Raw genomic sequence first — 12,743 nt, forward strand, 5'->3', positions numbered from 1 at the left:
CCAGGAACGAGACCCACCATGACCAGCAGCCGCTTCGCGCTCGGCGCGACCGACTTCCTGCTCGACGGCGCACCGCACCGGATCCTCTCCGGCGCCCTCCACTACTTCCGCGTCCACCCCGACCACTGGGCCGACCGCATCGAGAAGGCCCGCCTGCTCGGCCTCAACACCATCGAGACGTACGTGCCCTGGAACGACCACGAGCCCGTCCCCGGCGCCTGGACGGCCGACGGCGCCCTCGACCTCGCGCGCTTCCTCGACCTCGTCCAGGCCGCCGGGATGCACGCGATCGTCCGACCCGGCCCCTACATCTGCGCCGAGTACGACAACGGCGGACTCCCCGCCTGGCTCTTCACCGACCCCGAGGTCGGCATCCGCCGGTTCGAGCCGCGCTTCATGGCCGCGGTCGAGAGCTACCTCCGTCGCGTCTACGACATCGTCGCGCCCCGGCAGATCGACGCCGGCGGCGCCGTGATCCTGGTGCAAATCGAGAACGAGTACGGGGCCTACGGCTCCGACAGGCAGTATCTCCGCGCTCTCGTCGACATCACCCGCGACGCCGGGATCACCGTGCCCCTGACCACCGTCGACCAGCCAGAGCCCGAGATGCTCGAGAACGGCAGCCTCCCCGACCTCCTGAAGACCGGCTCGTTCGGATCGCGCAGCCCCGAGCGCCTCGCGACCCTCCGCGCTCATCAGCCGACCGGCCCCCTCATGTCGTCGGAGTACTGGAACGGCTGGTTCGACTTCTGGGGCGGCGAGCACCATGTCACGTCGGCCGAAGCGCAGGCGCGCGACCTCGATGCGCTCCTCGCGACCGGTGCCTCGGTCAACCTGTACATGTTCCACGGCGGCACGAACTTCGGCTTCACGAACGGCGCGAACGACAAGGGCGTCTACGAGCCGACCGTCACCAGCTACGACTACGACGCCCCGCTCGACGAGGCCGGCAACCCGACGCCGAAGTACTTCGCCTTCCGCGAGGTCCTGGCGAAGTACACCGACGTCCCCTCCGGACGCCTCGACCGCGGCGAGTCCGACCTGCCGACCCCGGCCGTCCGCTCGATCGGCGCCATCGGCCTCCTCGAGGCGCTCGAGCACCTCGGCTCCTGGCGCGGCACCGGCACGACGCCGGCCACCTTCGACGAGATCGGTCACTTCCGCGGCCTGATGGCGCTTCGCACCGCCCTCCCTGGCAACGCCACGACGCTGCGGGTCGGCGAGGTGCGCGACCGGGCCACCCTGTTCGTCGACGGCGTCCTCGTCGGCGTCCTCGACCGGGCCAGCGGCGATCGGGCGCAGGAACTCCCGGCCGGTCGCGTCCTCACCGTCGTCGTGGAAGACCAGGGCCGCGTCAACTACGAGCGGCGGATCGGCGAGCCCAAGGGCCTGATCGGGCCGGTCGAGCTCGACGGCCACGACGCCGAGTGGGAGGCGCTCGCCCTCGACGTCGCGCACCTCGGCGACCTTCCCGTGACAGCGGATGCCGACCCCGCCGCCGCCGGCGTGCACCGGTTCGAGTTCGACCTCGACGAAGCGGCCGACCTCCAGCTCGACACGTCGGGCCTCGGCAAGGGCGCGGCGTTCGTCAACGGCTTCGCGCTCGGTCGATACTGGAGCGTCGGCCCGCAGCACACGCTGTACGTGCCGGGGCCGGCGACGCGGGCGGGCGCCAACGAGCTCGTGATCCTCGATCTGGCCGGGCCGGAGTTCCTGCCCTCGTTCGCGCCGCGGGCCGACCTCGGCCCCGTCGTCCGCGACACCCTCTCAGTACAAGGAGCCTGACCAGTGCGATCGCCCTTCACGCCGTACGTCGCCGACGACGAGCGCTACGCCAAGCTGCCCTACGACCGGATCGGCCGCAGCGGCCTGCGCCTGCCCCGGATCTCGCTCGGGCTCTGGAACAACTTCGGCTCCGACCGTCCGCTCGAGACGCAGCGCGACATCCTGCTGCGGGCGTTCGACCGCGGCGTCACGCACTTCGACCTCGCCAACAACTACGGCCCGCCCTACGGGTCGGCCGAGGAGCAGTTCGGCCGCGTCTTCCACGCGAATCTACATTCCTACCGCGACGAGATCCTGATCTCGACGAAGGCCGGCTACGACATGTGGCCCGGCCCCTACGGCGACGGCGGATCGCGCAAGTACCTGCTGTCGTCGCTCGACCAGTCGCTCGGCCGCCTCGGCCTCGACTACGTCGACATCTTCTACTCGCACCGACCCGACCCGACGACGCCGATCGAGGAGACCATGGGGGCGCTCGCCACGGCCGTCCGCCAGGGCAAGGCGCTCTACGTCGGGATCTCGAACTACGACCCCGCCCAGACGCAGGCGGCCGTCGATGCGCTCGCAGCCGAGGGCGTGCCGCTGCTGATCCACCAGCCCCGCTACAACATGTTCGACCGCAGGCCCGAGGGCGGGCTCTTCGACACCCTCCTCGCCAACGGCATCGGCTCGATCGTCTTCTCGCCGCTCGCCGGCGGGCTCCTGACCGGCCGCTACCTCGACGGCATCGCGCCGGCCGGATCGCGCGCCGCCGAGGGGCGCTGGTTCACCTCCGACGCCTTCGACGACGACTACCTGACCCGCGCCCGCGGCCTCAACGCCATCGCCGAGGCCCGAGGGCAGTCGCTCGCCCAGCTGTCGCTGCTCTGGGTGCTGCGCCAGCAGGCCGTGACCTCGGCGCTGATCGGCGCCTCCAGCGTCGCCCAGCTCGACGACAGCCTCGACGCGCTGCACGGCGCCGACCTCACCGACGACGAGCTCGCCGCCATCGAGCCGCTCGCCGTCGACGGCACCGGCTCCAAGCGCTGACCGCCGCCCCGGACTGGGGTCGGACGCCTGGCGAGATGCGACACCCCGCTCCCCTATGATTCTCAAAAAGCGAGCCGTGATCACATCGTTCGCATCACCACAGCACGGGGGAACACACCACATGTCAGCACCACGTCTGCGCCGTCGCGCGCTCACGATCACCGCCGCTCTCGCCTGCACCGTCGGGCTCGCGCTCGCCGGCGTCGGTCCGGCGGCCGCCGCCACGCCGTCCACGAGCACCACGAGCTCCGATGTGTCGAGCCGCATCGTCGAGGCTCTGCACGAGAAGGGCCTCGGAACCCTGGGCAGCCGCTCAGCCGTCGCGCGCGCCCTCAGCGACTCCGGCATCACCTCGTCGGCTTCGCAGTCGCGCACCGTCGCGCCGTCGGCCGTCACACCCGCTCCCGCCGGGGTGCGTCCCGCGGCCGAGGTCGACCCGAACGCGAACCGCGACGCGGTCGTCGGCCAGGCCGTTCTCGGAGACGAGCTGTACGGAGCGGGCGAGGGCTACAACGCCGACGCCTCCGACCTCGAGCACTGGACGAACGTCGGCTGGAAGCCGGTTGCGGGCTCGCCGCACGAGATCGACTCGCAGGTCGTCAAGGTCGGCGACGCCGTCTACTTCACGGTGACGACCTACTCGAAGAACTACAACGCGAGCGCCACCCTCTGGAGCTACGACGGCACGACGTTCAGCGCGCTGAAGAAGTTCGACGGAGAGGTCGGTCTCGCAGCCGCGGGCTCGAAGCTGACGCTGCTCCAGTACACCAACGCCGACGACGAGGAAGACTCCTTCTTCGAGTTCAACCTGCCGACCGCTACGGTCTCCCAGTACGACGGCACCACCTTCACGACGCCGTTCGAGAGCAAGAAGGTGCTCTATGCGCCCATCGCGATCGGCGACACGCAGTACTTCATGGCCATCTCGATCACCTCATCGACGGTGAACTCGGCCATCTACCGCCTCGACGGCAGCAGCCTCACACGCATCAGCACCGCACCCTTCGGCTACTCCGGAGTCGAGTGGGACGGCGCATTCTACTACGGCGGCGTCTCGTCCAAGGGGGTCGAGGGCATCTACCGCTTCGACGGCACCGCCACGCCGACTCTCGTGAAGACCGGCGTCTCGTTCGCCGGCGCGTACAACCTGCCCGATGTCGGCACGTTCGACGGCGACCTGGCCTTCACCGGCCAGAAGCGCGACAAGACGCCGACGCTCTACACCTTCGACGGGACGACCACGGCGAGCGCCGGCCCGATCGGGACCACCGACTACGACTCCGCCGTCTTCCAGGAGTTCGACTCGAAGCTCTTCTACGCCGCGGACGGATGGGACGGCACGGACACCTGGATCTACGACCCGAAGGCGACCACGAGCGATCCCGCGACCGTCGTCGAGTCCTCCGTGCCGACGATCACGGGCACCCCGACGGTGGGCAAGGTGCTCACCGCCCTCGGCGGCGACTGGACTGCCACCGCGAAGCTCTCGTACCAGTGGCTGAGCGACGGCAAGGCCGTGAAGGGCGCTACCAAGGCCCGCCACCGCGTGACGGTCGGCGACTACGGCCACGCGATCAGCGTGCGCGTCACGGGCTCCGGCCCCGGGTTCACCCCGGCGACGCAGACCAGCGCCGAGACCGCCAAGCCGCTGAACGGCACCATCGACTTCTACCCGGAGATCTCGGGCAAGTCGAAGGCCGGCTCGACCCTCACGGCCAAGGCGTACTCGCTCACCCCGTCGACGGCGAAGCTGACGTACCGTTGGTACCGCAACGGCACGCCGATCATCGGCGCCACGAAGAAGACGTACAAGTCGACCTCGGGCGACGTGGGCAAGCGCCTGACCGTCGGCGTCCGCGCCTCGAACACGGGCTACGACGACGCCTCGATCCTGAGCGACCCGTTCGGCGTCCGCTCGAAGTAGAAGCGATCACTCGAGACTCCAGCACCTGGTGGTCCGGCGCAGCCGCGATCGACAGGTGCTGGAGTCTCTTCGTTGAGCGATACTCGACACCGAGCAACGTCGACGCGCGGTAGGTGAGGATAGCCTAAGCTAACCTCTCGTGACCCAGACCGCCGCGCCTGCCCCCACGCCCGCGCACGGCGCCGCAGTCGCGGACCGGCGGCGCGGCCCCGGGCGCAGGCGCGTGGGCATTCTGCTCGGCCTGGTCGTGGCCGTCGCAGTCACGGCGGCGGCGAGTGTGGCGTTCGGGAGCAACCACGTGCAGTTCCTGCGCGTGTTCGAGGCCCTTCTCCACCCCGGCGACGACGAGGCGACGACGATCGTCCAGGGCGTGCGGATCCCCCGGACGATTCTCGGCATCGTCGTGGGCGCCTGCCTCGGCGTCGCCGGCGCGGTCATGCAGGGGCAGACGCGCAACCCGCTCGCCGACCCCGGGCTGTTCGGCGTCTCGGCCGGCGCGGGGCTCGCGGTCGTCATCGGCGTCTTCGTGTTCGGAGTCGCCGACACCGGGCTCGACGTCTGGTTAGCCCTGGCCGGAGCCCTCGTCGCGAGCGTCGCCGTATTCTCGATCACGGCCGCCGGCAGCGGCACGGCCAGCCCCGTCCCGCTGGCACTGGCCGGAGCCGCGGTCTCGGCGCTGCTCGACGCCTTCACCTCGTTCATCGTTCTCGCCGACAAGGACGCCCTGAACGCGTACCGCCTCTGGGTCGTCGGATCGCTGTCGGGGCGCGATGCCGGCGTGATCTCGTCGGTTGTGCCGTTCGCGCTGGCCGGCCTGGTGCTGGCGTTCCTGAACTCGCGCGCCCTCGACAACCTGGGGCTCGGCTCGGACATGGCCCGCAGCCTCGGCCAGAACGTGCTCGTCGCCCGGATCACCGGCCTCGCGTCGATCACGCTCCTGACGGCGGCGGCCACCGCCGCCGCCGGGCCGGTGGGCTTCGTCGGACTCGTCGTGCCGCACCTCGCGCGGGCGATCGTCGGCGGGAGCCACCGGTACCTGATCCCCGCGTCAATGCTCATCGGCATCGCGCTCGTGCTCGGGGCCGACGTGGTCGGGCGGCTGATCGGCGGTTCGGGCGAGGTGCAGGTCGGCATCGTGCTTGCGGTGCTCGGCGGGCCGTTCTTCGTCGCGGTGGCGCGGCGCCGGTCGCTGGTGGCGCTGTGAGCGGGCGAGTGTCGACGTCGCCCGTTGCCGTGCGCGGGCCGGACAGGAACCCGCGAGCAGGCGTCGTCGTCGGCCCGATCGGCCTCGCCTGGCGGCCTCGCCTGATCGCCGTGACGGTCGTGGCTCTCGCCGCGGCCCTGGTGCTGCTCGTCGTCAGCATCGGCGTCGGCAGCGTCGCGCTGACTCCGGTCGACGTGGTCCGCGCGCTCACCGGCGGCGGCACCGACCTCCAGCGCCTGATCGTGCTGCAGCTGCGTCTGCCCCGCGCCCTCACCGGCGCCCTGGTCGGCCTCGTGCTCGGGATCGCCGGAGCCCTCACGCAGACGTTCACGCGCAACCCGCTGGCGACGCCCGACGTGATCGGCGTCACCTCGGGCGCTTCGGCGGGCGCCGTCGCGGCGATCGTGCTGGGCGGCGGAACCTACTCGGTGAGCACTCTCCTGCTGGGCGGCGGCATCCCGGTCGCAGCGACCCTCGGCGCCCTCATCGCGGCGGCCCTGGTCTACGGACTCGGCTGGCGCGGCGGCGTCGAGAGCTACCGCCTCATCCTGGTCGGCATCGGCGTCGGCTCCGTCCTGACCGCGATCACCAGCTACCTGCTCGTCCGCGCCCAGATCTCAGAGGCCCAGCAGGCCACGGTGTGGCTCGTCGGCTCGCTGAGCGGCGCGTCGTGGCCGAGCCTCTGGCCCCTGCTGGCGGTCGCCTCGGTGGCCGTGCCGCTGTCGATCGCGACGAGCACGGCGCTGGGGCTGTCGCAGCTCGGCGACGAGACGGCGGTGGGCGTCGGCCTGTCGATCCAGCGCCACCGCCTGACGGTGATCGCCCTCGCCGTCGTGCTGACGGCCGCGGCCGTGGCGGCTGCCGGCCCCGTGGGCTTCGTCGCGTTCGTCGTGCCCCAGGTCGCTCTCCGGGTCGCAGCAACCTCCCGCCCCCCGATCGTCCTCTCCGGCCTGGTAGGCACCGCGCTCGTCCTGGCCGCCGACCTGGCGGGGCGGACAGTCTTCCCGGGCGAGGTGCCCGTCGGCCTCGTCACCACGGTCGTCGGGGCTCCGTACCTGATCTGGCTGCTGGTCCGCCACCGAAAGGAGCTCGTGTCGTGACGACGACCACGCTTCCCGCCCTCGAGGCCCGCGGCCTCCGCCTGGCCTACGACGGGCGCACCGTCTTCGCCGGCCTCGACCTCCGCATCGAGCCGGGCTCGGTGACGACCCTGGTCGGCGCGAACGGCAGCGGCAAGTCGACGCTGCTGAAGGCGCTCGGGCGCATCCTGAAGCCCTCCGCGGGCGAGGTGCTGCTCGAGGGCGAGCCGATCGCGCGCCTCGCCACCAAGGAGGTCGCGCGCCGCCTGGCTCTCCTGCCGCAGAGCCCGAGCGCTCCCCCGGGCATGAGCGTGCGCGACCTCGTGCTCCGCGGCCGCAACCCGCACCAGACCTGGGCGCGCCCCTGGTCGCCCGACGACGCGGCCGTCGTCGACCGCGCACTCGAGGCGACCGGCCTGACCGACGTCGCCGACCGCGATGTCGCGGCCTTGTCGGGAGGACAGCGCCAGCGCGTCTGGATCGCCCTCGTCGTGGCCCAGGAGGCCGCGACCCTCCTGCTCGACGAGCCGACGACCTTCCTCGACCTGACCCACCAGCTCGACGTGCTCCGCCTGGTCCGCCGCATCAACCGCGAGAGCGGCTCCACTGTGGTCATGGTGCTGCACGACCTGTCGCTGGCGGCGCGCTACTCCGACCGCCTCGTCGTCCTGCACGGAGGCGGCGTCGTGGCCGACGGCCCGCCCGCCGAGGTCATCACGCCGGCCACGCTCGAGCTCGCGTTCGGCCTGCGCGCCCGCGTCATCCCCGACCCCGTCACCGGGACGCCCCTGGTCGTCCCCGAAGACGACTGACCCCCTGCCACCACCGAAGGAATCCTGAATGAAGAGAATCGCCACCGCCCTGGCCGTCGTCGCCGCGGCCGCCCTCGCCCTGTCGGGCTGCTCCGCCACGTCGGGAGACAGCACCGGCACGGCCACGACCGCGACGTGGTCGTTCACCGACGACCTCGGCAAGACCGTCACGCTCGACCACCGGCCGACGAAGATCGTCGGCCAAGGCGAGACGGTGGTCTCGCTGATGAACTACGGCATCACGCCGGTCGGCACGTTCGGCTCGTTCGACATCACGAAGGACGCCCGCTTCGAGAAGCTCGACACGAAGGGCATCACGCAGGTCGGCACCGAGTACGGCTCGTTCGACCTCGAGAAGCTCGCGGCGCTCCAGCCCGACCTCATCGTCGCCGACGTCTACCCGGTCGACGCGAAGGGCACGATCGACAAGGCCCAGCCCGACTTCGGCTTCTCGGATCTCGCGCAGATGAAGCAGGTCGAGGCGATCGCGCCCATCGTGACGATCGTCATGGGCGGCGACGGCGCCGACGTCATCTCGAGCATCGTGAAGCTGTCGTCGGCACTCGGCGCCGAGGCCGGAACGATCGCGACCGCCAAGAAGGCGTTCGACACGGCGAGCGCGAAGCTCCAGTCCGCGGCGGAGGAGTCGAAGGTGAAGGTCGCGACGGTCTACGCCGACGCCGACGGCTACTACGTCGTCAAGGCGGCGGAGGACCCCGCACTCGACCTCTACGCCGACCTCGGCGTCGACTTCGTGAAGCCGACGCCCAAGGGCTACTACTGGGGCATCTACTCGTGGGAGAACGCGGGCAAGGCGGGCGGCGACGTCATCCTGCTGAACCAGTCGGGGTACCAGAAGAAGGAGCTCGCCGCGCAGCCGACGCTGGCGAAGACGGCGGCCATCACCTCCGACCAGGTCTACCGGTGGCTCTCGGCCGGCCTCGACTACGTCGGCCAGGCGGGCTACATGACCGAGCTCGCCGGCTACCTCGCCGAGTCGAAGGTGGTGACGAGCTGAACCCCGATCCGCTGAGCCTGCGCGGCAGCACGCACGACGTCGGCGGCCTCCCGGTCTGGTTCCGCCGACTGAGCGAGGCCCCCGCCGGGTCGCCGAAGGTCCTGCTGCTGCACGGCGGGCTCTCCGACTCGCGGGTCTTCGAACCGCTGGCGCGCAGACTGGCCGTCGACCACGACCTCTGGGCCTACGACCGGCGCGCGCACGGCCGGACGCCCGACATCGACGGCCCCCTGGGTTTCGAGCAGATGCTCGCCGAGGCCGTGGCCATGATCGAGGGGCCGATCGGCGGGCCCGTGCACGTCGTCGGGCACAGCGACGGTGCGTCGCTCGGCCTGATGCTGGCCACCCGGCGGCCCGAGCTCGTGTCGTCGGTCGCGGCCTTCTCGGGCAACCTCGACCCGTCGGGCATGGCGCCGAGCACCCTCTCCCGCGCGGAGCTCGCCGAGGCCCTCGTCGCGGCCGTCGCTCCCGACTACGCCGCCGTCTCGCCCGACGGCGTCGGGCACCTCGCCGTGGTCGTCGACAAGGCCGTCGCCCTCTGGTACTCCGAGCCGAGCCTCACCCCCGACGACCTGGCGCGCATCACCTGCCCCGTGCTCGTGGCCTGCGGGGAGCGCGACTCGATCGAGCGCGCCCACACGCTGAGCATCCACGCCGCCATCGACGGCGCCCGGCTCGTCGTCGTGGCCGGGACCGGGCACATGCAGGTGGCGGAGGCGCCGGAGGCGTGCGCGGCGCTGGTGGCCGAGCTGGTGGCGGGCAGTCGCTAGCCTGAGCGCATGACCTCCGACGACCTGGCCGCCTTCGCGTACGGCCTGCCCAAGGCCGAGCTCCACGTGCACCTCGAAGGGACTCTCGAGCCCGAGCTGCGGTTCGCCCTGGCCGAGCGAAACGGCATCGAGCTGGCCGAGAAGACCGTCGACGAGATGCGGGCGACGTACGTGTTCGACGACCTCACGTCGTTCCTCGCCGTCTACTACCCCGCGATGGCGGTCCTGGTGACGGCCGACGACTTCGACGACCTCGCCTGGGCCTACCTCGAGCGCGCCCGGGCCAACGGGGTGCGGCACGTCGAGATGTTCTTCGATCCGCAGGCGCACACCAGCCGCGGCGTGGCCTTCGACACCGTGATCCAGGGCCTGCGGCGGGCCGTCGTCCGCGCCGAGGCGGAGCTCGGGATCGACGCCGCGCTCGTGCTGTGCTTCCTCCGTGACCTGCCGACCGACTCCGCGATGGCCACGCTCGAGGAGGCGCTCCCCTACCGCGACTGGATCGTCGGCGTCGGTCTCGACTCCGACGAGCGCGACAACCCGCCGACGAAGTTCGAGGCCGTCTTCCGCCGAGCGCGCGCCGAGGGGCTTCGGCTCACGATGCACTGCGACATCGACCAGGTCGGCTCGATCGACAGCATCCGCTGGGTGCTGGAAGAGCTGCGCGTCGACCGGATCGACCACGGCACCAACATCGTCGAAGACCCGGCGCTCGTCGAGGCCCTGGTGGGCTCCGGCATCGGCCTGACCTGCTGCCCCGTCTCGAACTCGTTCGTCACCGCCTCGATGAAGGGAGCCGAGATGGTCGACCTGCTGGCGCGAGGCGCGAGGGTGACGCTGAACTCCGACGACCCCGCGTACTTCGGCGGCTACGTCGCCGATAACTACGTGCGCCTCGCCGAGCAGTACGCGCTCGGCCGCGACACGCTCGCGCAGCTGGCGATCAACTCGTTCGAGGCGAGCTGGCTGCCCGCCGAGCGCGTCGCGGCCTACGTCGCCGAGGTGCGGGAGTTCGTGGCGGCGCAGTAGGGCCGCCGACGGCGGGGCGCCTAGGCGGGGAAGAGCCCGTCGGGGTCGCCCACCGACGCGAGGTACGCCGAGCGCCGGGCGAAGAGGCCGGGCACGAGCGAGCGCACGCGGGCGATCAGCTCGGCGAGGTCGGCGTTCACGAGGACGCCGTCGCGAGCGACGACCGCGCCCGCGACCATGGTCAGCGACACGTCGGAGCCCTGGACGGCGTGCACGAGGTTGTGGTGCACGTTCGCGTACGGGCCCTCGCCGATCAGCGGTGTCATGCGGGGCGTGTCCGAGCGCACGGCGATGAGGTCGGCCTGCTTGCCGACCTCGAGAGAGCCGAGCCGCAGTTCCTGCCCCAGTGCCTTCGCACCGCCGACCGTCGCCATGGTGAGGACCTCCCACGAGTCCATGGCGGCAGCGTCCATCGTGCGGAGCTTGCCGAGGAGGGACGCCGTCTTGAGCTCCTCGAACATGTCGAGGTTGTTGTTCTCCTTCTCGCCGTCGGTGCCGAGGCCCACGGGAATCCCGGCAGCCAGGAACTCGGCGACGGGCGCCATGCCGCTCGCGAGCTTCATGTTGCTGACGGGGTTGTGCGAGATGCCGACGGCCCGGCCTGCGAGCACCTCGATCTCGGACTGGTCGAGCCACACGGCGTGGGCGAAGAACGCCCGCGGCGCATCGAACCAGCCGAGCTTCTCGAGAGCCTGGATCGGGCGCGCGCCGTACCGCTCGTCGAACTCGGCCAGCTCGATCTCGGACTCGCTGAGGTGCGTGTAGAGGCCGGTGTCGTAGTGGCGGGCCATCGCGATCGCCCGCTCGCGGCCGGCGTCGTCGGCGTAGAAGGGGTGCTCGAGGCCGACCCACGGCACGATGCGGCCGTTCGCCGCCCCGCTCCAGTCGCGGAGCATGCGCTCGTTGTCGTCGAGCGTGTCGAAGTAGTCGTAGTCGGGGTGCGCGCCGGTGTAGTTGACAGTCACCAGCCGGTTGCCGAGCGTCTCGGCAGCCCGCGCCGCGCCGTCGAGGTAGCGCCACATGTCGACGACCGTCGTCGTGCCCGACAGGATGCCCTCGGCGTAGCAGAGCCACGCGGCGGCCTCGGCCTCCTCCGGCCGGAGCACTCGGTGCATCGGGTCGATGTGCAGCCGCAGCCACTCCCACACCGGCAGGTGCTCGGCCGTGCCGCGCAGCATGCCCGAGTGATGGTGCGCGTTGATCAGGCCGGGCATCAGCACGACGGGGCCCAGGTCGTCGCGCGCAGCGCCGGGATGCGCCGCCACGACCTCGTCGATCGTGCCGACCGCGGCGATGGCGTCGCCGTCGATCGCGACCGCTCCCCCGACGATCACGTCGAGGGCGGCGTTCATGGTGACGAGGTGGTCGGCGGTCAGGATGCGCATGCAGACGACACTAGTTGCCCGACTCCCCCATCGTGATCGCCGGAGGAGAACGGGTGCGACTCGACTCGCGTGAGCGCCTGCGACTGTTCGACAGGTGCATAACAGACAGGCTCGATTATGTCCATCCCTATGCCGGTTTATCTCGATGAGTGAGGATTATTCTCACTCGCGCGATTAGATGGATCAGGCGTGCGAGACGAGCGGGGTCTCACGGGCTTCGCTCGACAGCTCCTTCGGAGTGTCCGGTCGGGCGCACACTCCGAAGGAGACACCCATGGGCTACCTGGTCTACAACAGCGAGCGACTCGACCTCCAGATCGAGGACCGCACCCTGGCCCACCTCCAGATAGTCATCATCAACAAGCTCCGCAAGAACGAGAGCTTCGCATTCTCGTGGATGGACTCCCGCGAGTCGGGCGACGGGCGGTCGACCATCTGGGTGACGCCCGCGAGCGGCCTCCACTTCAAGTTCGCCGGCAGCCGCATGCCCGAGATCAGCGCCGCCTGGCTGCAGGTGCTCTACGAAGCCGCCGGCTCGGGACGCGGCCTGTACGTCGTCGACGAGCCGAGCGACTCCGTGGACGTCACGATCGACGCCGACGCCACGACGCCGGTGGGGCTCCCCGAGCGCCCCCTGGGCACGGCGACCCGGGCTGCACGTCCGGCGGGATCCTGATCCGCACCGTGCTTTCCGCAGGGAGCGGTCGG

The 12,743-nt window shown here is 71.0% G+C and carries 11 protein-coding genes; 10 read left to right on the plus strand and 1 reads right to left on the minus strand.

The window, feature by feature from the left end; genetic code table 11:
• The first annotated feature begins 18 nt into the window (after positions 1-18).
• The 9 genes from EDF46_RS04835 to add all read left to right on the plus strand — a co-directional run bounded on the left by EDF46_RS04835 (position 19) and on the right by add (position 10,650).
• The gene (locus tag EDF46_RS04835) at positions 19-1,785 is read left to right on the plus strand and encodes a beta-galactosidase family protein (protein WP_123505097.1); all 1,767 of its coding nucleotides are present in this window, start codon (positions 19-21) and stop codon (positions 1,783-1,785) included.
• 3 nt (positions 1,786-1,788) lie between these two features.
• Complete coding sequence (locus EDF46_RS04840) at positions 1,789-2,814, plus strand: aldo/keto reductase (protein WP_123505098.1); 1,026 nt, start codon at positions 1,789-1,791, stop codon at positions 2,812-2,814.
• A 121-nt stretch (positions 2,815-2,935) separates the two neighbouring features.
• Positions 2,936-4,738, plus strand: a complete 1,803-nt coding sequence (locus EDF46_RS04845) for a hypothetical protein (protein ID WP_123505099.1) — start codon at positions 2,936-2,938, stop codon at positions 4,736-4,738.
• A 139-nt stretch (positions 4,739-4,877) separates the two neighbouring features.
• A complete protein-coding gene (locus EDF46_RS04850) occupies positions 4,878-5,942 on the plus strand; it encodes an iron ABC transporter permease (RefSeq protein WP_123505100.1) in 1,065 nt (354 codons plus the stop codon).
• Positions 5,939-7,042, plus strand: a complete 1,104-nt coding sequence (locus EDF46_RS04855; RefSeq protein WP_199738191.1) for an iron chelate uptake ABC transporter family permease subunit — start codon at positions 5,939-5,941, stop codon at positions 7,040-7,042. Before EDF46_RS04850 ends, EDF46_RS04855 begins: the two co-directional genes overlap by 4 nt.
• Complete coding sequence (locus EDF46_RS04860; protein ID WP_123505101.1) at positions 7,039-7,833, plus strand: ABC transporter ATP-binding protein; 795 nt, start codon at positions 7,039-7,041, stop codon at positions 7,831-7,833. Before EDF46_RS04855 ends, EDF46_RS04860 begins: the two co-directional genes overlap by 4 nt.
• Before the next feature lie 28 nt (positions 7,834-7,861).
• Positions 7,862-8,851: an ABC transporter substrate-binding protein gene (locus EDF46_RS04865; protein WP_123505102.1), complete on the plus strand. Its 990-nt coding sequence runs from the start codon at positions 7,862-7,864 to the stop codon at positions 8,849-8,851.
• A complete protein-coding gene (locus EDF46_RS04870) occupies positions 8,758-9,621 on the plus strand; it encodes an alpha/beta fold hydrolase (protein ID WP_123505103.1) in 864 nt (287 codons plus the stop codon). Before EDF46_RS04865 ends, EDF46_RS04870 begins: the two co-directional genes overlap by 94 nt.
• Before the next feature lie 9 nt (positions 9,622-9,630).
• A complete protein-coding gene (gene add / locus EDF46_RS04875) occupies positions 9,631-10,650 on the plus strand; it encodes an adenosine deaminase (RefSeq protein ID WP_123505104.1) in 1,020 nt (339 codons plus the stop codon).
• A gap of 20 nt (positions 10,651-10,670) precedes the next feature.
• On the opposite strand, the gene EDF46_RS04880 is transcribed toward add, so the two are convergent.
• Positions 10,671-12,035 (minus strand): amidohydrolase family protein, encoded by a 1,365-nt coding sequence (locus tag EDF46_RS04880; RefSeq protein WP_123505105.1) that lies wholly within the window; start codon positions 12,033-12,035, stop codon positions 10,671-10,673.
• A 274-nt stretch (positions 12,036-12,309) separates the two neighbouring features.
• Between EDF46_RS04880 and EDF46_RS04885 the strand changes: the two genes are divergently transcribed.
• The gene (locus EDF46_RS04885) at positions 12,310-12,711 is read left to right on the plus strand and encodes an ATP-dependent DNA ligase (RefSeq protein WP_199738192.1); all 402 of its coding nucleotides are present in this window, start codon (positions 12,310-12,312) and stop codon (positions 12,709-12,711) included.
• The last annotated feature ends 32 nt before the right edge of the window (positions 12,712-12,743 follow it).

Origin of the sequence: Frondihabitans sp. PhB188, assembly GCF_003752365.1 — a bacterium.
Classification (GTDB): Bacteria; Actinomycetota; Actinomycetes; order Actinomycetales; family Microbacteriaceae; genus Frondihabitans.

Bases quoted from the DNA above. Each gene is read 5' to 3' on its own strand.
- EDF46_RS04880 (WP_123505105.1), bottom strand. From the start codon at position 12,035: ATGCGCATCCTGACCGCCGACCACCTCGTCACCATGAACGCCGCCCTC.
- EDF46_RS04845 (WP_123505099.1), top strand. From the start codon at position 2,936: ATGTCAGCACCACGTCTGCGCCGTCGCGCGCTCACGATCACCGCCGCT.
- EDF46_RS04885 (WP_199738192.1), top strand. From the start codon at position 12,310: ATGGGCTACCTGGTCTACAACAGCGAGCGACTCGACCTCCAGATCGAG.
- add (WP_123505104.1), top strand. From the start codon at position 9,631: ATGACCTCCGACGACCTGGCCGCCTTCGCGTACGGCCTGCCCAAGGCC.
- EDF46_RS04835 (WP_123505097.1), top strand. From the start codon at position 19: ATGACCAGCAGCCGCTTCGCGCTCGGCGCGACCGACTTCCTGCTCGAC.
- EDF46_RS04865 (WP_123505102.1), top strand. From the start codon at position 7,862: ATGAAGAGAATCGCCACCGCCCTGGCCGTCGTCGCCGCGGCCGCCCTC.